We start from the raw sequence: 21,874 nt of genomic DNA, 5'->3' as shown, positions 1-21,874 counted from the left end.
CCGCAGTGTACCGACTCTTGTCTTTTCCATACCAGCCCTCAACAAACTGACGTGTAGCAGTATCGATAATCCGATTGCCGCACAAAGGGACACGAGCCAAAAGGACGGGTAACGGTTGGAAAGGAATGGGGAGTCAAGGGTAAGAGCCCTATCCGAAAAGGCTAAAAGGCTACTGACCCAGCCACTTCCCGGAGGTCACGATGCTCAATCTGTTTCGCCACAAAAGGCAGAAGCCCACTCCACCACCGACCGTGAGCGTCGCCGAAGGTTACCTGCCCGTCGAGTCGGCCCTCAGTTTGTTAGCGGCGGAGCACCGCCGTCAGTTGCTCGATCGGATTTGGCAGTACACCGCCCTCTCCCAAGCGCAATTCACCCAGCTCTATTTAAACCCGATCCATCGCTACGCCGAACAGGTCCAGCAACTTCCAGCCAGCGAGACACACCACCATGCGTATCTCGGCGGCATGCTCGACCATGGCCTAGAGCTGGTCGCTTGCAGTTTGAAACTGCGTCAGTCGTATCTGCTACCCACCGGCGCCGCGCCCGAAGACCAATCTGCCCAGACTGACGCCTGGTCGGCAGGTATTGCCTATGGCGCCCTGTTGCATGACATCGGCAAGATCGCCGTGGACCTGCTGATCGAACGCCAGGATGGCCGTGTTTGGCATCCTTGGCAGGGCTTCCTGGATCAGCCCTACCGTTTTCGTTACATCAAGGGGCGTGACTACCACCTGCACGGCGCCGCCGCAGGCTTGCTCTACACCCAAATTCTCGACCGCCCAATCCTCGATTGGCTCAGTGGATTTCCGCCACTGTGGGCCAGTCTGCTGTATGTCCTGGCGGGCCAGTACGAACGTGCCGGCGTGCTCGGTGAGTTGGTGATGCAGGCCGACCGTGTTTCCACCGCACAGAACATCGGTGGTAACCCGAGCAAGGCGCTGCAAGCGCCGATTCATTCGCTGCAACATCACTTGATCAGCGGACTACGTCATCTGGTTCAGCACGAGTTGAAACTCAACCAGCCGGGTGCCGCGGGATGGCTGACCCAGGACGCACTCTGGCTGGTCAGCAAGACGGTCACGGACAAGCTGCGAGCCTATCTACTGTCGCAAGCGATTGAGGGCATTCCCTCCTCCAACCTTGCTGTGTTCGACGAACTGCAATCGCATGGGCTGGCCGAGTCGACTCCAGAAGGCAAAGCCATCTGGACCGCTCTTGTCGCTCAGGGGGACTGGCAGCAGACCTTTACGTTTTTGCGCATTCAACCGGCATTGATCTGGGGGAACGAAGACCGCCCAAAAGCTTTCAGCGGAACGGTGAGCATTGCAGTCGATGACCACCCGACTGACGCTCCGGCACCTGCACTAGCCCCCAAGGCAGGCGGAACAGGATCGCATCAAAACCAATCGCTGGAAGATCCTATGGCGATGGAGGATGCCGACTACCTCGGAACATTGCTGGATATGTTCGGAATGGGTGAAACCGAGGTGCGTGATACGCCGTCACAAAAAGCTCTCGAAATATCAAATTCCACTTCGGACAACCCTGGCCAGGCATTCCTGAATTGGGTCAAGGCAGGCATCCAGAGCCACAAGCTGATCATCAACGACAGCAAGGCTAAAATCCACACAGTGAGCGGCACTGTGCTATTGGTCACACCAGGTCTCTTCCAACGCTACGCGCAGGAGTTTCCTGGTATCTCACAGGATTCCGATCAAGAGATTGAAGAATGGCGTTGGGTGCAGAAGCAGTTCGAAAAAATGAAGGTCCACAGGAAACGGGAAGATGGCTTGAACATCTGGATCTGTCAGGTCCAAGGTCCTCGGAAGAAAGCAAGACTCAAAGGTTATTTGCTAGAAAGGCCGGAACTGTTGTTCGAAACGATGCCTGCCGACAATCCTTTTCTCTTGCTTGAACCAGAATGAACATGCACATATCGCAAGGTCTAGCGTCTCTAGATACAGAAGAATATCAAGCCCACACTCCTGCTGGTGAAAACAGAGATGCTCAGTTTTTGATCAATTCATTGCATCCTGTATACGTCGTAGTAAATAGACAGTTACCCACAGAAATATCCACGCGGTTTGTGGGTAACTTTTAATCTGATGCGATGGGTTTTTGAGCCCTACACACCACCGTAAGCGTACCGGGAACACACCTTCCGAACTCCAACATTTCGGGGTCAGATCATATTTAAGCGGACGCGATAACCCTTAACGTCAGGATTTCCATGCGCCAACGAAGCGCTTATCCCATGCCGCAAATTAGCGCTGACATTTCCAATGAGAACTTCGCGATACTTGGTGGACATTACCAACATGGTGACAAAAATTCAGAAACGCTCCTCATGGCCGCTCTGTAACCCAAGCCACACTGGCTACGGTTGGAGCAATCGAAAAACATCTATACCGAGCCCGTAAATCGGGCTTATAAATAGCGCAGTGTGACATCCCCGCTTTTCTTGCAGTCCCCGACACCGTATTCCTAGGAGTCCCAGAATGGCCACAGCCGACAAGGTAGAGCTGATTCTCGCCAAGGATGGCCCCCAGCTCAGCACAGACGTTACGAAAAAGCTCATGAGCGTTCATGGGATGTACAGCGACGCCGCCAGACAAACAATCAGGCGCTCCTTTTCAACGGTACGCAGGCTGAAAGGCATCGTCTTTCCTCACCGTGCCCGCTTCCTGTATCTCGACATGCACTACGGCATGTTGATGTTCTCCAACAGGCTTCTGGAAGCTCTGAAAGCATCCAACCACCACTGCTACTCCGGGCTCCTGGCCCTTACAGAGAGAGATGGCGTCTTACCATTGGGGCATTTCAAGACCGCATGCGGCGCTCCGAAGATGCAGAAGAAACAGGTTAATGCTGACCGCCTCCTGGAAAACCTTCTGGCCTCGAATCTTGCCAAGTTGGTTGATATCGATGGGATAGGGGAATGCGTTGCCCTTGGAACACTTCGCGAAGAAGACATCGATGTCCCTGGCCTCAAAGCCCGGCTGGTGACAGAGACCCTCGCGCTGAGCGCTGTGAAGGAATGGGCGCGCAGGCTAGGCGTTGGGGGCTACAACCAGGTAACCATCAGAGGAAATGATGTAGATCCTCCCAGCGCTGGCCCGAACTACTGGGATCTGACAGCCCCTTGCTATCTATACCCTCTCCTCGGCAAGTCCTCGGAGCAGAACAAGATCAAGCCAGGCTCATTTGTTTGCGACATCTACCTTGGTGGCAAGGTCTCTGAGGCTTGCATCGAGACGTTCATGAAGAAATGCCTGAACGTCCGAGGCTTCCCGAAGGTGTCCCCCATGCTGCAGATGTTTGTGGCGGACTCCTACTCAAGCGAAGCTATGAAGCGTATCAAGGGCAACGGTGCGATCGCCGCCACCATTGATACCCTCCTGGGTACGGAGGTTGCCCAGGCGCTGAAGCAACTGACCCAAACGTTAACTTCAACGGCGCAATCAGCGCGCGATCCAGACAAACTCGACAAGCTCTTCCAGACCCTTCTCAAAATCGAAGGCTCTGCGAGTACTCTCAGAGGTTGCCTGTTTGAATACGTAGGCGCCGAAATCGCACGGGAGTTCTACAAGCCCATCGACATCATTCTCAACCACAAGGTAGTAAGCCAGACCACAGGCGCAAGGGCTGAGATAGATGTGCTGGTCAAGGTAGATAGGAAAAGCCTGGTGTTCATTGAGTGCAAAGGGCACCGGCCAAACGGTGCCGTCGACGAAGCTGAAGTCGAAAAGTGGCTGAATAAACGGCTGCCCGTGCTCCGCGACTTTGTCAAAGCACACACTGATTACAAGGATTGCAAGCTGTCATTCGAATTGTGGACAAACGCATCACTGACCGATGCATCGAAAGATCTGATCACTTCCAAACAGGTGCTCACAGACAAATATGAACTAGGGTATCGGGAAGGCTTGGAACTGCTTTCGATCACTGAGCAGAGCGGGAACAAATCTTTGATCAATACGTACCGGCAACACTTTCGAAACCATCCACTTAACGTCTAGATCTGGGGCAGAACAGATCCTGATAAACGTAGGGCCACTGTTAGTGCCTGTCCACTCAGGCAGCCGCTCAGTCCTCGTCCGGCATGCAGCCATTGACGATCCAGCGCGGCTCCCCCTTGATCAGATTCAGTTCAAGCTCGGAACGCCCCGATGTTTCACGCACCCGCTGCAAAATTCGCTCGGGCACGGTGTACACCTGATCGTTATTCGCGCCTCTAAGCACCACTTTCAATCGCTCACCCACCGGCACGACTACAGCATTAAAGCCGATGTCACTGATTCGTGGATATAGAACTGGATGAGGGCCACCCAGACTGATGAAGCGATAGTTTTCCAGCCATTGAAAACGTAAGAGATTTCCATTATCCAACGGGAAATTCCCAATGCCGTCATAGCGCCGCAACGTCAGATTCATCGCATCGTCGAGATTCATCTGACTAGGCCTCACGGTTTTCTCACGGTATTTGAAACAACCATAAGGCGATGGCACTCTCAGCAGAAGATCAATCGTACCCCGTGAGTCATGGAGCCCTTCATCCAGCACGCGACAGCCTGGCTGCTCACTGTTTTCAGGCAAGGCGCAATTGTAGTTTTTCAAGTTTGGCCTCAATCCCATCCTTGCCATCGTCATTCGGGCATACTGCGTGACCGCCATGCCGGCACCTTTTTTGTACGAGTCGCCCAAGTCCGAGTGCGCTCCCGGTACTTCAATCGTCACAATCCGCTGCGGAAAGTAAAACAGTTTCGCCAGAGGATTACTTTCGTAGCCCTCATCGGCATCGACCACCAGCCCGAAAAACTTGCGAGTTTCGTTCTGAGCCACAAAGTGGTACGCGAACTCCAGATTCGCTGGTAACGCCAGATCCAGATAGTTCGCCATCCCGGTCGCTACCGTATCGAACAACAACGCGTAGGACCGCACTGTCAGCGCTTCACCCCACACGTTAACCAACGGCTTACTGGCCAACAGATTAAGGAAATATCGAGACGTCGCCGCCCCCCGACTGAAGCCGATGACAACGACACGAATCTCCCTGACCCCGGAATCCAGATTCGCAATTTTGGACTGTACGTCGGCCACGGCGCGACGGGCCGACAACCAGGTACTCCAGCCAATCGCCGAATCAAAGGGGCATGCCACCCAGGAAGGACAACCCGGACCCCGATAGTAAATCGCCGACAAAGCATCCACAGGGATAGATGCCTTTTCACTCCCCTTGCGAATTTCATCGACAACATCCTGATAAAGCCTGCCAACCACCGTGGCGTTTTCCGAGTCAGGAGTATTGAAGAGGTCGTTGTTGGTGCCATCAAACGCCACGACCAGGGTATATACACCCGACTCGCCATCGTTGACCCTCGGCAATATGAAAGAGGACATTCCCCCCAAGTCATGAAGCCTGGTTTTCTGCTCTTCGGAAATCGGCACTTCACGACTGCCGGAAAATAGACTGGAGCAACCTGATAACACCAGACAAAACAGAAGAACCGCGTAATTTCTTGGCAGCTTACTCACTCAAACGTTTCCCGCTAGCGGACATCGATCACCTGCGCCGAAGTCTTGATAGCTCTATATCGGCAGTACCAGTCGCTCCTTGATTGATTGCCAGCCTCGAGATGCCGCCCTGATATGGAGCGATGTCACGCCTGTGCCCAACCAAAGACCCAATCGGGGAGTCGTTCCGGGATACATGACTCAGTTGCAGGATGCTTGTGACCGCGAACAATTCACCCGCTACGACCATCGCGAGGCATGCTGTGTCCATTGAGCCAGGCTAACTGGAACCCTGAGCCATTGATCAACGCCGCCTCAGTCTCAGGAACGTTTGTTGTTGCTAATAGCCGACATCTCAGGACTGCCAAAAACGAAAGGAGTAACTGTGGAACTGGGCGCAGAACTGGTCGCGGTAGGGATGGCAGTTACCTGCTACCCCCCGCACAGATCCGTATGTGCGGAACTACCGCATACCGCGAATGGGTCAACAAGCAAAAGCTGAGCATGCGACAGATCCACCTCCCTGGAGACAAGTCCTTCGTGGATTTTTGTGGCAGAACAATGCCTGTGACAAACCCGGACAACGGAACGGTTAACCGGTTCGTCACCCGGTACGCCGCGCTGCCGACTCGCATCCGCCTTGATGATGCTAGCGTCCACGGCAAACCCTTCGCCCTTGACCAAACCTGCGTCCATGCAGCGACGCAGCACCTCATTGAACAACCAGCGAAACAAATCGCTGTCCCGAAAACGGCCGTGTCGATTCTTGGAAAAGGTCGAGTGGTTGGGGACTTCATCTTCAAGGCTCAACCGGCAGAACCAGCGATACGCCAGGTTCAGATGGGCCTCTTCGCACAACCGCCGCTCTGAGCGAATGCCGTAGCAATAGCCCACGATCAGCATGCGAATCATTAGTTCGGGATCAATCGACGGACGCCCAATCGGGCTATAGAAATCGGCGAGGTAATGGCGCAGGTCGCTCAGATCGAGACACCGATCAATGCTGCGCAGAAGGTGATTGGCTGGAATGTGATCTTCAAGGTTGAACGAGTAAAACAGCCGATCCTGCCCACTCGATAACTGTCCCATCATGCTGCGTGATCCCCCTCCGACCAATGCAGAGATTTTGCCGGAGGTCAGCCAGAGGAGCTACTTTTTCAACAGAATCGGTCGATTGCTGCCGTTCGCATCTGGCGGAGTCGACCAAGTTTCGCTCACTTTCGACGACTTCCAAGTGGTGAAGATTGTTCTGCACCGAGGCAGAGCAACTGATTACAGGAAGGATGCTTTATACATATGAATCAATGTGTTACAGATTTTCTTATTACGTCGCAACACTATGGAAACCGCGATTTGTATAGGGCTACCGGTCCTTATTACGTGGTTTCATCGGGTGCAGTCGGGATGACGCAATCCATGCCGACGGGGCCTATGCCCATCCAGCTGCATGAGCAAGGGGGGCGCCGTGACCGATTTGTTTTTAGTCTGAGGGAGATCAACTCATCTGCTCGAAGTGAGCAGGTAGCGGTTCGACCAACGGATCCATATGTTTAACTGGTACCTGGCAAGCCTGATCGAACTACACGGGTGAAAAATATAAATGAGATGCAAAAAGCGGCGGCGGGGCTTCTTTACAACGCCAATCACGACATGGAATTGCTGAAGCAGCGAGCTGAGGTCAAAGACAAACTTTTCGAATTGAACAGTACCCGACCCAGCGACACGGAAGCCCGTACCCAACTCATAAAGGCCATCGTCGCCCGAATTGATGATGGCTTCACCATCGAAGGTCCATTTTACTGTGACTACGGCTACAACATTGAAATTGGGAAAAACTTTTACGCTAACACCAATCTGGTGATCCTCGACGGCGCCAAGGTCACGATTGGCGACAATGTTTTTATAGCCCCTAATGTGGGTCTTTATACAGCGGGGCACCCGCTTGATGCTGCCCGCAGAAACGAAGGCCTAGAGTACGCACTCCCGATTCACATTGGTCACAACGTATGGATCGGCGCCGGTGTTTCCATCCTTCCCGGCGTGAGCATTGGTGACAACGTAGTGATCGGATCAGGAAGTGTTGTTACACGCTCTCTGCCCGCGAACGTGGTGGCAGTCGGAAACCCATGTAAGGTGCTCCGCGAGATCACAGCGGCTGATGCTCAGGCCTTCAGCCAAAATGAAGGCCTGCCAAAGGGCGCATAACGGGACATTCGTCAAACCACCCCCTACAGACGAGCTCGCTGCGGCGGGCTTTTTGTGCTCGCTTAAAACCAGAGCCCGGCAGTCTGGTCTACCCTTACCGGTGCTCATGGTGTTGGCAGGTCGATGGACTGGAGGAAAGCTAGTGTCGTTACCGATCACCGCCCGGCAACTGAACGCCTTGCGAGCACTGCAACGCATCGACCCCGATTTGGGTGAACTGGCCACCACGATTGCGCTGGCGTTCGATCCGTCGAGCATCGAGAACCCACAAATGGCGCGGCTAATCCTTGAAAAAACTTGTCGACGGATTGTCGCCGGTCAACCGGGGAGTCATGAAGCGATGATCCAGCATCTGGAGCGCTTCGGTGACTTGGACTGTCTGTCACCTGAGCAGGTCAGTGACTTTACAGACCGGATCAGGAAGCATGCGTAATCATGCGCCAAGGTATCCACGAAGACGCGCTGCGCGCCATGCTCGAGGGCGGTGCGGTGCGCGATGTACTGGTCAATCGTCATGACGAGAAGTGGATGTTGGCCGTCCGTCTGGGCGGGGCCGGAAGTCGCTGGCTGCCCGTGCGCTCACGCCGCGAAGCGCTGCGCACCCGGGCGAGCCTGACGGCGGTGGGCGCTTTGCCGAGGCGGCAGGCATCCGGGTGTTCCAGGTAGAAGTTTAGTCGGCAGATTTACAGCCGACTGTCATCCGCCTGCTGGGCTCAAGGGAATGAACCGGTAAGTTCGCCTCATCCCCTGCAAGGAGCTCTTGCATGACGAAGGACGCGGTATTCACGCATTGCGTGGCGCTTGATCGCAGTAAACTGCTCTGTGAGCGGCAAATTGGCTGGGCGGGGCGATGGAGCCTTATGGGAGATTTCGTGATCTGCACCCAGTGCCAGGCGACACAGTCGATCAGCCTGGCGCATGAACCCTTTGATCATTTGCCCGCTTGTGCGGCTGCCGGGTACGGTCTGCACCCTGGCACGATCTAGCCCGTCTGTTGAGCCAGCTTCCAGCCGTTACCCACTGAATCACTGCACTGACAGGATCCGTTTCTGTTGCAGGTCAACGTCCCGGCGGGTAGCTACGTCTGCGAGGCATTCGCTTTAAAACTTCATCAAGATCTTACTCATCCGCAACAGTCTGCCGGCCAAAAGCTGACAGTCGTGGCCGCACTGTGACGCGCTGGCCCCAGTCGAGGCGGTGGGCATTCGATGCTTGAGCTCCACACGACATCCCCTGTCGGGACCGACAAAGACAACAAGAGTCTTGGCAAGCGCGTCTGCATTACAAACGTAAGCGTTCCGCCAACTCATCTTGCATGGCTGGGGTATTGCGCAGACTCGGCCTTTATCGGGGTATATGAATCCAAGCGACATGTTAGTGAGTGTTGCCCTCATCGATGGTCAGATGCTCAGGAAATCCATGCACACCGACGCCAAATCGCTCAATAAGCACCGTCATGGCGAATTGCTTTTTTAGCGTTACACGATTTTGTGAAAGGCAAAGAAAAAGGGCTACTGGTGACAGTAGCCCTTGATTTTAAGCATGAAATATTTTTGCACACTCTCATGCGGGGGTGTGGAGGTCTCACCCTACGCTGATGTCTAGATCATCCACGGGGTTCCTACGCCGGGTATATGCGACCATGACCGATTATGATCGACCGTTCGCGAAGCTACCTTTTACTGACGGGGAAGGTCTAAAGCTCGGTCTAAAGATATCCGCACCCACACCTTCTGTGTCTGACTCGTTATCGAGATGATTTTGCAACCAAAAGAATCGGCATGTTTCACGGTCATTATTTTCTGTTCCTTCTACATCGATACTACCAGAACTGGAGCATTTGCTCGGCCATCATTCGATCATGCAAAAAGGCACCCATATATGGACGACGATTACCCGAGCGATTAGACGGTATTAGGTATACACCCTGGTGAAGTCGTCCTACTATCGGCCGTAGGGCTTTGACATTGATCGTAGAAAGTAGCCTGAATCGTTTCGGTTGTGGCCATAGGCCTGATCAGCGACTACCCTCCTATAACAATGGGATATAAACGTGGCTTTAAAACATGCCAAATCGGCTGAGGTGGTCAGTCTGCTCAGCTCAGTCGACTCATCGCAGGCCCCGATCTCCCAAGCGCTCGTCAGCAGCCCAGAGATCGAGCTAATGCGTTTGATTCTGAAAGCTGGCAAAGAGCTTCCGCCTCACGCTGTCGCTGGTCCTATCACGCTTTACTGTCATCAGGGTTCGGTCGAAGTCCGGGCAGGTGGGGTCTGGCAGACGATGAGCGAAAGCGATCTGATGTACGTCGAAGGTGGGGCGGAGCATGCCTTGCACGCTCTTACCGACGCGATCGTTCTGGTGACTATCTTTCGACTGCCGGACCGATAGTCTATCTCCAACACGCGAACGATCAGCGCGGCACGGCACCGATACGGCCACTGCACTCACTTGTGCCTAATGAAAAGCGACGCTTCGTCCATTCACCGCTAACCGCACTGAAATAGGAGATCTGCGTTGGAAAAGACTTTCAGAATTCTCAGTTTCGCGGTCATCGCGCTCATGCTTGTGGCCTCTGTCTATGCCGGCGCCATCGGCATCTATTACTGGACCGGTATCGGCGTGTAACACGTCTCTGAGAGCATCCCATGAACAAACGCCAAACTCGCCTGTTCGCTGTGATCTCCACAGCCATCGCTGCTGTGGCTTTCCTGGGCATGACCTTGGACACCCACCGGCAATTCCCGGCACTGACACATTCCGAGAACATCACGCCGGCCGTTACTCGCGGCAAGGATGTCTGGCATGAGAATAACTGCATCAACTGCCACACCATCTTTGGCGAAGGCGCCTATTACGCGCCGGATCTGACAAAGATCTCTCAACATCGCGGCGCGCCGTACCTGACCGCGTTCCTGAAAGACCCGTCAAAATTCTATGATGAGAAACGGCATCGCCGGCTGATGCCCCAGCCAAATCTGAACGACCAGGAAATCTCGGACCTGATCGCCTTTTTCGACTGGGTCGCCAATGTCGACAACCAGGGCTGGCCACCGCGCCCAATCTTGGTAACCGGGTCCTCTATTCCAGGCACTACTCTCACAGTCGCGCAGCAGGATGCTTCAGGTCCCGGCAGAACCACCGACCCCATGCCACCCGGCGCCCGTCCGGTCAGTGGTAGCGATGACCCGATAGCTCTTGGCGAAGCGCTGTTCGGCACCGCCACACCAGTCTGCAACGCCTGTCATTCGATCGCCCCCGGCGTGAACCTCGCCGGCCCGACACTGGCCGGGATTGCTACCCGCGCGCTAGAAACCATAGCCTCGCCGGAATATGCGGGGAGCGCCGACAGCGTGGAAGCCTATATCCGCGAGTCGATCACCAAGCCCAGTGCCTATCTGCACCCTGGCGAGATGTACTCAGCAGGCGGTACTTCATTCATGCCGAACAACTACGCCGAGTCTTTGACCGACGAGCAGATCGACCAACTGGCCGCCTACCTGGCCACGTTCAAATAACAAGGTCGTGTTAGAGCTGTCGACGATTTGACCGGACATTATTTTTCAGGGGTGGGCAATGCGTTATAAATCACAGTCGGTCGCTTACTGGTACTTTGCCATCGCAATGGTACTTTTTGGATTGCAACTGGTGTTCGGACTGCTCTCGGCAGCCAAGTACCTGGGTCCGGATCCGTTGCTAAACATCTTGCCATTTGACGTCACCAAGACGATTCATACCAACTTGCTGATCGTCTGGGTACTGACCGGCTTCATGGGTGCAACCTACTGGATGGTGCCGGACGAATCACGCACTGAGCTGTACAGCACCAAACTCGCCTACATCCAGCTCGGTTTGTGGACAGTAATGGGTGTCACTGCCGTCATCGGTTATCTGTTCGGTTATGGCACCGGGAACAAACTGCTCGAGCAGCCGTTACCGCACAAGATCGTTATTGTTATCTGCATGCTGATCTTCCTCTACAACATCGGCATGACGATCAAGAAATCCGGCCGCTTCACCACCACCGAGGGCGTGTTACTGCTCGGCTTGGGTAGCGCGGCAGTGCTCTATCTGCCGGCCCTGCTGCATTACGAGAATTATGTGGTGTCGATCTACTACCGTTGGTGGACCATCCATCTCTGGGTCGAGGGCGTGTGGGAAATGATCCAGGGCGGCTTCCTTGCCTACTTGCTGATCCGTCTCTCCGGCGCCGATCGCGAGGTGATGGAAAAGTGGCTGTATGTGATCGTCGGCCTGGTTTTCATCGCCGGAATTATCGGTACCGCGCACCACTATTATTGGATCGGCGTACCCACTTACTGGCTGCCGATCGGCGGCTTATTCAGCGCGCTGGAGCCAGTCGCACTGGTGGGCATGGCGATGTACGCCTACTACGCTATGCGCCGCTCCGGGCTTGCACACCCGAACAAACTGGCTCTGCACTGGACCATTGGGAGCGCGCTGTTCACGATGTTCGGCGCCGGCCTGCTAGGCCTTGCGCATACCTTTCCCAGCGTCAACAAGTGGACTCACGGCACCCTGATCACCGCCATGCACGGACATGCGGCCTTCTACGGCGCATACGTGATGATCGTACTGGCGATGATCACCTACGCTATGCCCTCGATCACCCGCCGCGAGAATGTGGACGGCACTAACCTCGGCTACTGGGCGTTCTGGTTGCAGCTGGCCGGGATGTTTGGCATGACCCTGTCGTTCGGTACGGCGGGAATCGGCCAGGTCTACTTGGAGCGCATCCTCGGCATGGGTTATCTCGATACCCAGCTGAAGATCCAGGTGCATTTCCTGATGCTGGTAGCGACTGGATCGCTCTTCGCCCTTGGCGTTGGCATGTTCATCTACGACTTCTTCCGCTTCCCGCCGCGCCTGAGTGTGGGCGACAGTGAACCGCTGCCGATAACCACCACTAGCGCCGCAAGGCCAGGCTTGTGACCGATCTGCGAATGGCCGGCTCCGGACCGGTCGCCAAACACGCCGATGAAGCGCCCTGGTACGAAGCCAGCGGCGACGAAGTGATGATTTTCGAGCAATGCCACGCACGGCAGTTGGCCGTCATGCTCAAAGGCCCGACCGGCTGCGGCAAGACCCGTTTCGTAGAGCATATGGCTTGGCGCCTGGGCCGTCCGCTGGTGACCATTTCCTGCCACGACGACATGACTGCCAGTGACCTGATCGGACGTTTTCTGATCGGTAACCAAGGTACCCGCTGGGTCGACGGGCCGCTGACCCGAGCGGTGCGCGAAGGCGCTATCTGCTACCTGGACGAAGTGGTCGAGGCGCGCCAGGACACCATAGTCGTGCTCCACCCGCTCACTGACCACCGACGCATTCTGCCGCTGGACAAAACCGGCGAAACCCTCGAGGCTGCGGCCGGCTTCCAGCTGGTGGTCTCTTACAATCCTGGTTATCAGCGCATGCTCAAGGATCTCAAACCCAGCACCCGGCAACGCTTCGTCGCGTTGGATTTCGACTTTCCCTCCCCTGAGCGAGAGACACGCATCGTAATGCGCGAGAGCGGCGCCGACCACGCCATCGCCACCGCCCTCGTCTCGCTGTGCCAGCGGTTGCGCGCATTGCATGATCGTGGCCTCGCCGAAGTACCGAGCACTCGCTTGCTGATCGCCACCGCCCGTCTGATCGCCAGCGGCATCCCGGCGCGCGCAGCCTGCAACGCCGCGCTAATTTCGCCGCTGTCCGACGATGCCACACTGGTGGGCGCCATGCATGATCTGGTCGACATGACCTTCGTCTGATGGCCGAAGCCGAAGACGTCATCAGCGACGTCGCCCGCCATGCCACCGTGTACGTACAACGGCTCTGGCAACGCCGACGCAACGCGCTCAATACGGCGAGACCCATCGCTCTGGAGGATGTGGCCGAGCGACTCGACCTGTTAACTCACGCGGTCTTCGGTTGCAGCTATCCGCTGCGCATCGCTCAGCCACCGGCGCCGCCGACACTGCTGGCCAAACTCTTTCAGCGTGTCGAACGCCCCTATCGACAAACCGCCGTGCCCGCCACCGACGGGGTGCGTATCTGGCTGCCTGCTCATTTGGGCATCGCGGATTTTCAACAAGCGCTCCCGCGGTATCGCACCCTCGCTCTGCAACAGGCGATGCGTGCCTGGCGTGGCAGCGCCACGCTCCACGACGCCTTGGATACACCGCTGCAACGCAGTCTTTATCTGCTGCTCGAAGCCTGGGCCGCAGACTTTCAGCTGCTTGAACGTCTGCCGGGTATCGCCGATGCCCTGAACGGATTGCGCCGGCAAGCCTTGAGCGAAAGGCCGGCGCTGAGTCAGTTCTCTCCATCCCGTCAGCCGTTGGAGCGCTTGCTTCGGCAAGTATTGCAGCAGCGCTGTGGCGAGCCCATCGCTGGATTGCATCCACCCGTCACACCCGACGACGCACTGATTCAGGCGCGCCACCTGGCAATCACGTTGGATGACGGACAGCCATCGGCGCAGCCGGGCAAGCAACCCCTGCTGCTTGATCACTGGACGGGAGACCTGCGTTCGGCTCCCGACAGTCGCTCACACGACAATGACAACCGCAGCGAACCCGACCCCGCGCCAACCAACCCGCACGGCGCCCGCCTGTCACGCCGCCCCGAGGTGCGCGAAGCGGTGGAAGGCGAAGACGAGGAACAGCCGGATGGCATCTGGATGGTGCAACCCTCTCCTCCGCTGGAGCAGGCGGAAGATCCGATGGGCATGCAACGCCCCACCGACCGCGACGAGGCCACCCCGGCCGAGGAATACGCCGACTCTCTATCCGAGCTCAACGAAGCGCGCCTGGTGCGTACCCCGGGCAGTCCGAAGGAAGTTCTTGTTTCCGACGATCCGCCGGATGCCTGCAGCCTGCAAGCCGGCAACAAGTCGGAAAGCCATGCCGAACAGCTCAGTTATCCCGAATGGGACTACAAACGCGGCAGCTATCGCAACCCCGGCACCACAGTTCATCTCTTGCCGGCCCCGTTGGGAACATCGCAGTGGGTCACGCAAACACTGGAAACCCATCGATCGATGCTCGACGCCATTCGCCGCCAATTCGAGATGCTGCGCGCCCGCCGGCTACGTCTGCGCCGCCAACTGGATGGCGACGAGTTGGATCTGGACGCCTATATCGACGCCTTGGGTGAAGCGCGTGCCGGCTTGGACATGCCCCAGGCCGTCTACCAATCGCAGCGCAGCGCACGTCGTGACATGGCCATCATGCTGCTAATCGACGCCAGCGGCTCCACCGACGGTTGGCTATCAAGTAACCGGCGCATCATCGACGTCGAGCGCGAAGCCCTGTTGCTGATGTGCATGGCGCTCGAAGGCTTGGACGAACGCTACAGCGTGCAGACCTTTTCCGGCGAAGGGCCGGGCATGGTGACGCTGCGCAGCATCAAGGCATTCGACGAGCACTACAGCGAGGAAATCGGCCAGCGCATCGCTGGGCTCGAACCGGAACGCTACACCCGCGCCGGCGCCGCGATTCGTCACGCCAGCGGCCTGCTGATGAAGGAGCCGGCCACGCACCGGCTGCTGTTGCTGCTCTCCGATGGCAAACCTAATGATGTTGACGACTACGAAGGCCGTTACGGCGTCGAGGACATGCGCCAGGCCGTCAATGAAGCCAAGTTGCAGGGCATCTACCCCTTTTGCCTGACCATCGACCGCCAGGCCGCCAACTACCTGCCTAGAGTCTTCGGGGCCCAGCAATACGCCTTGCTGCCCAAACCGGAACTGCTGCCGGGCGTACTCCTAGAGTGGCTCAAACGACTGATATCGGCCTAATCGACACCGTAACGCGAGGAAATATTTATGCTCGAAATACAGGTGTATCGCTATAACGAAGAACAGGACTCCACGCCCTACATGCAATCAATGTCGGTGGCCGATGAATTCCGCGGGCGGATGGTGCTGGATGTATTGGAGCATTTGCGCGAAACCGATCAGTCACTTGCTTACCGTCGCTCCTGCCGCGAGGGTGTTTGCGGCTCGGACGGCATGAACATCAACGGTAAGAATCGTCTGGCATGCATCACCCCGGTTTCGGAGGCACTGGGCGGTTCAGACAAGCTGATCATCCGACCGTTGCCTGGAATGCCGGTGATTCGCGATCTGGTCGTGGATCAGAGTCTGTTCTTCAAACAGTACGAACGGGTCAAACCTTGGCTAATCAACGAAGAACCCGCGCCAAGTACTGAGCGCCTGCAATCTCCAGCAGAGCGTGCCCTGCTGGATGGCCTTTACGAATGTATCCTCTGCGGCTGCTGCTCCTCGCAGTGCCCTTCTTGGTGGTGGAACCCGGAGAAATTTATTGGCCCGGCGGGGCTGCTGCAGGCTTGGCGCTTCATCGTGGATAGCCGCGACACCGCGGCGACCGAGCGGTTGTCGAATCTCGACGATCCATTTAGCGTGTTTCGCTGCAGAAGCATTGGCAATTGCAGTTGGGTTTGCCCGAAGGGTCTCAACCCCATGGGCGCGATCGGCCACATTCGTAGAGAACTCACCAGACAGGGCACTTGAACGAGTGGCTGGCCTACACCCAGAGGCTTCTCACGGAAGAGCGAGCGCCGCGCAAGTGTCTGACCGAGTCCACAGCAGCCTCGGTGAAGGTCGTCAAGAGGTCTTGAAGATGATTTTGCATCGTCATTTCCATCATGCGCAGCCAGGCCACAGGCTGCCCGCTCCGGGTCTGTGGGCAGCGTTTTCTAGGGGCGCAAGTGGTACAGAGGTGTTTGGAATGCCGTTGCGCAAGGGTCAGCCTGGGTTGCCATCGACCCGCGCGCTGACCAGCATCGGCGCATACCGCCAGATGTAAAGCGCGAAGGCCACCGCCCAGCAGATCGCCGCTAACCAGAGGCCCATTATTGGCCACTGGCCAGAGAGGAACACCCGCGACGCGGCTCCGAGATTGAGCAGCACGAAGGCGCCAATGATGCCACTGGGTAACGCCAAAGAACGCCCGGTATGGCCGAGGGTGACTCGGGCGATCATCGCGAGGATCAGGCCGCTCATGGAGCCAACCGATAGCGCATGCAACGACGGGCTGGAACTGTCCAACAGACCGAAATTCCACAGCGCCAGACCTGCCGCCGCAACCACCAGCCAGAGCATCGCCAAGTGCAATGACCAAAGCAGCGGCACACGCCAGATAGCGGCGTCGTGCCAGCGCACCAACCGCAGCAGGTGGCCGGCGGCAATGGCGAGGAACAGTACACCGAGCAGCAGGTTTTGCTGCAACGCGACACCTGCGGCGTAGAACACCGCGATCAGGCCGGAACCGACCAGCAGCGCCACGTCCAGCCAGCCCAAGGGCTTCACAGCCGTGGTATGGCCCAAACCGCGCTGAGTGAAGAAGGGAATAACGCGTCCGCCAATAATTGACATCAACGTCGCCACCAGCCAAAGCCCGGCTAGTGTGCCTTGGCGCTGCAGGCCGTCGTCGCTTAGAGCAATTCCGCAGAGCACCATTACATTGGCGGAGATCATCAGGGTGAGAACGGCGATAATCGGGTAGTTGCGTTTCTGCCTGACGACCCAGAGCATGCGCACCATCAGTCCGGTTAAGCCGAACAGGAACATCAGGTCCAGCGGAATCATCAGAGCCAGGGGCAATCCGAACAGCCAGCCCAGACGTGCCAGCAGCCAGACGCCGGCCAGCACCATCAGCTTCTTGCCTGAAACCCCGGGCTGCCCTGTCCAGGTCTGCCCAGCTGTGAGCAGGAAACCTGCGACGATCGCCATGGCGAAGCCGAACAGCATTTCGTGGCGATGCCAGGATAGCCAGCCTCCGGTTGGCTGAAAACCGGGCCAGATGCCCGTCCAGGTGGCGACCCAGAGCGGAATCGCGAGCATCGCGAAGAAGCTGCCAGCGAGAAAAAACGGGCGAAAGGCAAGGCGCCACATGGGCGGAATACTCATGGCCTTTCGCCGATCGATAACTCGCACAAGGCCTCCTGAACTACTAAGTGTCTACCGGCAGGATGAGGAACTAGCCGGGCAGAACGGTAATGGCTCCCAATATCGCGGAGCCAGGATTACTTTCTACAGGTTAGCGGGTTCCGACAGACTTAATTGCAATTATCATTCATCGACAGACATCGGTGCCGACTACCCGCAGGTCTTAGTGGGCTAACGCAACACGCGTTAGGGCGATTGCCCCAACACAGTCATTTACCGGGCCGGTAGGTCGATCAACTTGGGATCGTTCAGTCTGGCCATCAACTCACGGTTCGTCCAGCGAGACTTTGTTGATTGACGCGAGGCATGCAAGCTTGGGCCTTAGCTTTTATATCACACGCCGGTATTTTTTTGCCTTTTCGCACTGGGCAACTAGCTACCATCTGCCACCGTTAACTCGCCGTACAACGGATGCAGGAGTTGAGATTTAAGCCCCAGGTACTTGTATGTGAATGGCCGCAATCGGCCCAGAGTGTGTAAAAACGCACGGATGCACTGCCGGCGCGCAGAGCCGACGGTTGTTAGCTGAGTAGCTCACACATGTCCTGCGGATCATCACTAGGTCTTGGGGGCCCCAGCGCCGCTTTTACCTTGCTGCGTGGCCAAAATATGGGTCTCCTCAGGCCGACAGCGCTTTCATTAAACCTCTGGTACCGAGAATTTTCATGACGCACTTCAAGTTGTAGGACGTTCAAACTCATCTCCGCACTTACTCCGCACAGCTTTCGTGTCAGGAATGCGTGGCGCCCATCCATTTTTTGAGTGTCCCGAAGGGATGCTCCACAGTACGCTTGCGGAATCGCATCATGTCCGGCGCGTTGCTCAGTCTGTTATGCATTTCCTCCAGTATGGCTTCATGCTCCCAGCGTCGAACCTGCCGTTCCGTGCTCGATGTGCACTGCGGTTTCATTGCGCAGCCCCAGCATTTCGAACTCCAGTAACGGTGCAGCATCAGGCCTTTTTCATCGTTGGTATAGCGCCAGATCAGTGTAAGCAAACGGGCATTACAGGTTGCGTAACGGTATCCAGTTATGCGGCAACAACCCGGCGATCTCACTCGCTCGCTGCGTCGGTAGCCGCGCCGGAACGTCCTTCAGATAAGCATACGGGTCATGCCCATTGAGCTTGGCCGACTGGATCAGACTCATCAGCGCCGCCGCACGTTTGCCGCTGCGCAACGATCCTGCAAAGAGCCAATTTTTGCGTCCAAGAGCCCATGGCCGGATCTGCTGCTCGATGTGGTTGTTATCGATAGGCACGACGCCGTCATCCAGATAACGTGACAACGCCGTCCCGCGCTCGAGGCTGTAATCCAGGGCTCTGGCGATGGCCACGCCATCGTGCACAAGCTCGCGCTGGGCGATCATCCAGGCATGCAAGGCGTCCATTGCCGGTGCGGCTTTTTCCTGGCGTATTCGTCGTCGAGCGTCAGGCTCAAGGTCGCGGATTTGCTGTTCTATTTCGTACAGCACCTGGATATAGCGCAAGGCCTGTTCGGCCAGCTGGCTTTTGTTCGTGGCGTGCAGGTCAAAGAATTTGCGCCGAGCATGAGCCATGCAACCGATCTCTGTCACACCCATTGCAAAAACTGGCCTTGTAGCCACCAAAATCGCCGCACACCAGTTTGCCTTTCCAGTCTTGCAGGAAGGCGCGAGCGTGTTCACCCGAGCGGCTTGGGCTGAAGTCGTACACCACCGCGCGGATATCGGCAGACGCGGTGGGCGCATAGGCCCAGACGTAGGCCCGATGGGTTTTCTTCACGCCGGGCATGAGCACCTGTACCGGCGTGCACCATGCTGTGTTCAAGCACCACTCGCGCAGGGCATCGACCAGCGGTTGCAGTTGCACACCGCAGGTGCCGACCCACTGCGCCAAGGTCGAGCGCGGGATGGCGAGGCCGGCCCGGCCAAAGATCTTTTCCTGACGGTACAGCGGCAAATGATCAGCGTATTTGGCGATCATCACTTGGGCCAGCAGACCTGCCGTGGGGATGCCCTTGTCGATGATCTGCGCGGGAACCGGTGCCTGGATCAGTGTCTCGCATTGATCGCACACCCACTTGCCACGGATGTGTTGTTCGACGGTGAACACGCCGGGCGTGTAGTCGAGTTTCTCGCTGACATCCTCGCCGATACGCTTGAGGGCGCAGCCGCAGGTGCACTGCGTGTTGTCCGGTTCGTGATGGATCTGCATGCGTGGAAACTCGGGCGGCAAGGCTGTGCGTTTAGGTCTTTGCCGAGCCACGGTCGGGGCCAGAGCGGGTTGCAACGCCTCAAGCTCGGCTTCGATGGCCGCGATGTCGGCGTCGATCAGGTCATCGAGCAGGCTGGCTTGATCCGGGTTTAGTTGCTCGCTGCGCTTGGCAAATTTGAAACGCTTGTGCTGTGCGATCTCATGGTTCAGCTTGTCGTTGACCGTTTTGTAGTGGTGGATCTGCTTGTCCATGGACTCGACGCGCTGCATCAACTGCGCCGCGATAGTGCGCAGTTGTTCAGGGTTTAGTTGGTCGAGATTAGGAAGCGAAGTAATGCCACCGATTTTGCCAGAGCAGGTCAACACCGACGATGGCTCATCGGACAATTGCACGGCGACGCTGGCCATGGCAGACGTTTCATGATGGAAATCGCGTTGTCTGGCCCAATTCTTTGCCAAGGCAAGCCCAGCACCAGAGCGAGTAACTGTTCGTCGCTCAGCGCCACCTGAAGACCATGACGAGAACCTGGCCAGATGAATTTTCCTTGATGCAGTCGGCGAGCCGCCAGCCAGATACCCAAACTGAACTCCTTGTTTGCCTCACGCAACTGATGTGAAAGGGACTGGAAGACTGTCCTTGCGCGCGACCTCAATCCTGGGCGGTACTTGCTTGTACCCAACAGAGCTGTAAAACGGGTCAGTCGACGCCGAAAAGGTCACCTAGGGAGTAACGGGAAATGAATCGAAGCTAGCAAAATGCTATACCCACGTCCACCCGTGGTTGCTGCTGATGGTTGCGGCTCGCTGAGTGGGATCACGCTTGATCAGCCCTCTCCCCGTCACGCCGCTGAAACCGCGTGATACCTAATGCCTCTGCCGGAACCTGAGCGATTGTCTGAATCACCTCAGCAGCAACCGAGACTATCACCCCGCCAATACCCATCCTCCGGTGCTCGCCTCGCGGACCTTCGATATGGGCAATACAGTTGACGAACGCACTTGTCAATTCAGAGCATTGCCTTGGCACGGGGAGCCTCCGGACACGAGATCAGAACACAATTGCGCCTTCCGGATGGCAACGCTACCCAGATCCAAAATATCCGTGGGAGTAAATGTGGGAGTATTTGTTTAGACATGAAAAAGCCCAATCTTTTCAGATTGGGCTAAATCATTGAAATATATGGTCGGGACGGAGTGATTCGAACACTCGACCCCTAGCACCCCATGCTAGTGCGCTACCGGACTGCGCTACGCCCCGACTAGGCGTGAAACTTGTCCCTCATCTCGAAGGACGCTCAAGAATATATCGCAAGCTTTTGAAAACTGGAAGTATTTAAAAGCGAAATATTATTTCTTGAGTACCACCAGCACGTCTTCCAATTCGGCAATCATCTGCCGGATCATCTGCTTGTACTGGGTGGTGTCATCTTTGGCTTCGTCGCCGGACAAACGCAGTCTCGCGCCGCCGATGGTGAAGCCCTGATCGTAAAGAAGCGCGCGGATCTGCCGGATCATCAGCACGTCTTGACGCTGATAATACCGGCGGTTTCCGCGGCGTTTAACGGGGTTGAGTTGAGGAAACTCCTGCTCCCAGTAGCGCAGCACGTGTGGTTTTACCGCACACAGCTCGCTGACTTCACCGATGGTGAAGTAGCGTTTGCCTGGGATGACGGGTAGCTCGTCGTTATGACTTGGTTCCAGCATAAGCCTCAACTCGGGCCTTCAACTTCTGCCCTGGACGAAAGGTGACCACACGGCGAGCCGTGATCGGGATTTCTTCTCCCGTTTTCGGATTGCGGCCAGGCCGCTGGCGTTTGTCCCGAAGGTCGAAATTGCCGAAACCGGACAATTTGACTTGTTCGTTGTCTTCCAGAGCGTGCCTGATTTCTTCAAAAAACAGTTCAACCAATTCCTTGGCCTCCCGTTTATTCAGGCCCAACTCCTCATACAGACGTTCCGCCATCTCAGCTTTCGTCAGAGCCCCCATA

Annotated in this window: 17 protein-coding genes, 1 tRNA gene and 3 pseudogenes; 12 read left to right on the top strand and 9 right to left on the bottom strand. The window is 56.6% G+C overall.

Features of this window, described 5'->3' with window-relative positions; genetic code table 11:
- Positions 1–200: 200 nt before the first annotated feature.
- Both mobH and ORL50_RS09435 read left to right on the top strand, forming a co-directional pair.
- Positions 201–1,925, top strand: a complete 1,725-nt coding sequence (gene mobH / locus ORL50_RS09440; RefSeq protein ID WP_150580273.1) for a MobH family relaxase — start codon at positions 201–203, stop codon at positions 1,923–1,925.
- 573 nt (positions 1,926–2,498) lie between these two features.
- On the top strand, positions 2,499–4,019 hold the full coding sequence (locus tag ORL50_RS09435) for a hypothetical protein (RefSeq protein WP_150580274.1): 1,521 nt from the start codon (positions 2,499–2,501) through the stop codon (positions 4,017–4,019).
- Between the two features lie 67 nt (positions 4,020–4,086).
- Here the strand turns inward: ORL50_RS09435 and ORL50_RS09430 are convergent, their stop codons facing one another.
- Both ORL50_RS09430 and ORL50_RS09425 read right to left on the bottom strand, forming a co-directional pair.
- Positions 4,087–5,535 carry a T6SS phospholipase effector Tle1-like catalytic domain-containing protein gene (locus tag ORL50_RS09430; protein WP_150580275.1) on the bottom strand — a complete coding sequence of 483 codons (1,449 nt, stop codon included), beginning with the start codon at positions 5,533–5,535 and terminating at the stop codon, positions 4,087–4,089.
- Between the two features lie 579 nt (positions 5,536–6,114).
- Positions 6,115–6,606: pseudogene (locus ORL50_RS09425) on the bottom strand (transposase); the annotation flags it as partial.
- 495 nt (positions 6,607–7,101) lie between these two features.
- On the opposite strand from ORL50_RS09425, the gene ORL50_RS09420 reads away from it, so the two are divergent.
- The 10 genes from ORL50_RS09420 (at position 7,102) to ORL50_RS09380 (ending at position 16,256) form a co-directional block, all read left to right on the top strand.
- Positions 7,102–7,719, top strand: a complete 618-nt coding sequence (locus ORL50_RS09420) for a sugar O-acetyltransferase (protein ID WP_224787693.1) — start codon at positions 7,102–7,104, stop codon at positions 7,717–7,719.
- A 142-nt stretch (positions 7,720–7,861) separates the two neighbouring features.
- Positions 7,862–8,152, top strand: a complete 291-nt coding sequence (locus ORL50_RS09415; protein ID WP_150580276.1) for a hypothetical protein — start codon at positions 7,862–7,864, stop codon at positions 8,150–8,152.
- A gap of 2 nt (positions 8,153–8,154) precedes the next feature.
- Entirely contained in the window at positions 8,155–8,385 is a 231-nt protein-coding gene (locus ORL50_RS09410) for a hypothetical protein (protein WP_412072138.1), read from the top strand.
- A gap of 98 nt (positions 8,386–8,483) precedes the next feature.
- Positions 8,484–8,705: a hypothetical protein gene (locus ORL50_RS09405; protein WP_150580277.1), complete on the top strand. Its 222-nt coding sequence runs from the start codon at positions 8,484–8,486 to the stop codon at positions 8,703–8,705.
- Between the two features lie 1,178 nt (positions 8,706–9,883).
- Positions 9,884–10,108 (top strand): cupin domain-containing protein, encoded by a 225-nt coding sequence (locus ORL50_RS28955; RefSeq protein ID WP_323055222.1) that lies wholly within the window; start codon positions 9,884–9,886, stop codon positions 10,106–10,108.
- A 257-nt stretch (positions 10,109–10,365) separates the two neighbouring features.
- Entirely contained in the window at positions 10,366–11,235 is an 870-nt protein-coding gene (locus tag ORL50_RS09400) for a c-type cytochrome (protein WP_150580279.1), read from the top strand.
- A 58-nt stretch (positions 11,236–11,293) separates the two neighbouring features.
- Positions 11,294–12,670, top strand: coding sequence for a cbb3-type cytochrome c oxidase subunit I (locus tag ORL50_RS09395; RefSeq protein WP_150580280.1), 1,377 nt, complete (start codon positions 11,294–11,296; stop codon positions 12,668–12,670).
- Between the two features lie 11 nt (positions 12,671–12,681).
- Entirely contained in the window at positions 12,682–13,491 is an 810-nt protein-coding gene (locus ORL50_RS09390) for a CbbQ/NirQ/NorQ/GpvN family protein (RefSeq protein WP_150580314.1), read from the top strand.
- Positions 13,491–15,521, top strand: coding sequence for a nitric oxide reductase activation protein NorD (locus tag ORL50_RS09385; protein WP_150580281.1), 2,031 nt, complete (start codon positions 13,491–13,493; stop codon positions 15,519–15,521). Before ORL50_RS09390 ends, ORL50_RS09385 begins: the two co-directional genes overlap by 1 nt.
- 27 nt (positions 15,522–15,548) lie before the next feature.
- Complete coding sequence (locus ORL50_RS09380) at positions 15,549–16,256, top strand: succinate dehydrogenase iron-sulfur subunit (protein ID WP_150580282.1); 708 nt, start codon at positions 15,549–15,551, stop codon at positions 16,254–16,256.
- A 234-nt stretch (positions 16,257–16,490) separates the two neighbouring features.
- Here the strand turns inward: ORL50_RS09380 and ORL50_RS09375 are convergent, their stop codons facing one another.
- The 7 genes and pseudogenes from ORL50_RS09375 to ihfA all read right to left on the bottom strand — a co-directional run bounded on the left by ORL50_RS09375 (position 16,491) and on the right by ihfA (position 21,873).
- The gene (locus ORL50_RS09375) at positions 16,491–17,681 is read right to left on the bottom strand and encodes an NnrS family protein (RefSeq protein ID WP_150580283.1); all 1,191 of its coding nucleotides are present in this window, start codon (positions 17,679–17,681) and stop codon (positions 16,491–16,493) included.
- A 631-nt stretch (positions 17,682–18,312) separates the two neighbouring features.
- A pseudogene (locus ORL50_RS09370) lies at positions 18,313–18,681 on the bottom strand (transposase); the annotation flags it as partial.
- A 16-nt stretch (positions 18,682–18,697) separates the two neighbouring features.
- A pseudogene (tnpC, locus tag ORL50_RS09365) lies at positions 18,698–20,222 on the bottom strand (IS66 family transposase).
- A gap of 23 nt (positions 20,223–20,245) precedes the next feature.
- On the bottom strand, positions 20,246–20,467 hold the full coding sequence (gene tnpB / locus ORL50_RS29060) for an IS66 family insertion sequence element accessory protein TnpB (protein WP_194690357.1): 222 nt from the start codon (positions 20,465–20,467) through the stop codon (positions 20,246–20,248).
- 600 nt (positions 20,468–21,067) lie between these two features.
- Positions 21,068–21,144: transfer RNA gene (locus ORL50_RS09360), tRNA-Pro, on the bottom strand.
- An 89-nt stretch (positions 21,145–21,233) separates the two neighbouring features.
- Positions 21,234–21,590, bottom strand: a complete 357-nt coding sequence (locus ORL50_RS09355; protein WP_003179985.1) for a MerR family transcriptional regulator — start codon at positions 21,588–21,590, stop codon at positions 21,234–21,236.
- Complete coding sequence (gene ihfA / locus ORL50_RS09350) at positions 21,571–21,873, bottom strand: integration host factor subunit alpha (protein WP_002553164.1); 303 nt, start codon at positions 21,871–21,873, stop codon at positions 21,571–21,573. Before ihfA ends, ORL50_RS09355 begins: the two co-directional genes overlap by 20 nt.
- Position 21,874: the final 1 nt, after the last annotated feature.

It is taken from the genome of Pseudomonas sp. RIT-562 (assembly GCF_026241895.1).
Taxonomy (GTDB): Bacteria; Pseudomonadota; Gammaproteobacteria; order Pseudomonadales; family Pseudomonadaceae; genus Aquipseudomonas; species Aquipseudomonas mandelii_F.
Note: the sequence above shows the minus strand (reverse complement) of the source record. Positions and strands in the feature narration are given on the sequence as shown.

What these genes read in the sequence shown, in the direction of transcription:
- ihfA (WP_002553164.1), bottom strand. Translation starts at nt 21,873, where the DNA reads ATGGGGGCTCTGACGAAAGCTGAGATGGCGGAACGTCTGTATGAGGAG.
- ORL50_RS09380 (WP_150580282.1), top strand. Translation starts at nt 15,549, where the DNA reads ATGCTCGAAATACAGGTGTATCGCTATAACGAAGAACAGGACTCCACG.
- mobH (WP_150580273.1), top strand. Translation starts at nt 201, where the DNA reads ATGCTCAATCTGTTTCGCCACAAAAGGCAGAAGCCCACTCCACCACCG.
- ORL50_RS09435 (WP_150580274.1), top strand. Translation starts at nt 2,499, where the DNA reads ATGGCCACAGCCGACAAGGTAGAGCTGATTCTCGCCAAGGATGGCCCC.
- ORL50_RS09355 (WP_003179985.1), bottom strand. Translation starts at nt 21,590, where the DNA reads ATGCTGGAACCAAGTCATAACGACGAGCTACCCGTCATCCCAGGCAAA.
- ORL50_RS09390 (WP_150580314.1), top strand. Translation starts at nt 12,682, where the DNA reads ATGGCCGGCTCCGGACCGGTCGCCAAACACGCCGATGAAGCGCCCTGG.
- ORL50_RS09405 (WP_150580277.1), top strand. Translation starts at nt 8,484, where the DNA reads ATGACGAAGGACGCGGTATTCACGCATTGCGTGGCGCTTGATCGCAGT.
- ORL50_RS09410 (WP_412072138.1), top strand. Translation starts at nt 8,155, where the DNA reads ATGCGCCAAGGTATCCACGAAGACGCGCTGCGCGCCATGCTCGAGGGC.
- ORL50_RS09400 (WP_150580279.1), top strand. Translation starts at nt 10,366, where the DNA reads ATGAACAAACGCCAAACTCGCCTGTTCGCTGTGATCTCCACAGCCATC.
- ORL50_RS09385 (WP_150580281.1), top strand. Translation starts at nt 13,491, where the DNA reads ATGGCCGAAGCCGAAGACGTCATCAGCGACGTCGCCCGCCATGCCACC.
- ORL50_RS28955 (WP_323055222.1), top strand. Translation starts at nt 9,884, where the DNA reads ATGCGTTTGATTCTGAAAGCTGGCAAAGAGCTTCCGCCTCACGCTGTC.
- ORL50_RS09395 (WP_150580280.1), top strand. Translation starts at nt 11,294, where the DNA reads ATGCGTTATAAATCACAGTCGGTCGCTTACTGGTACTTTGCCATCGCA.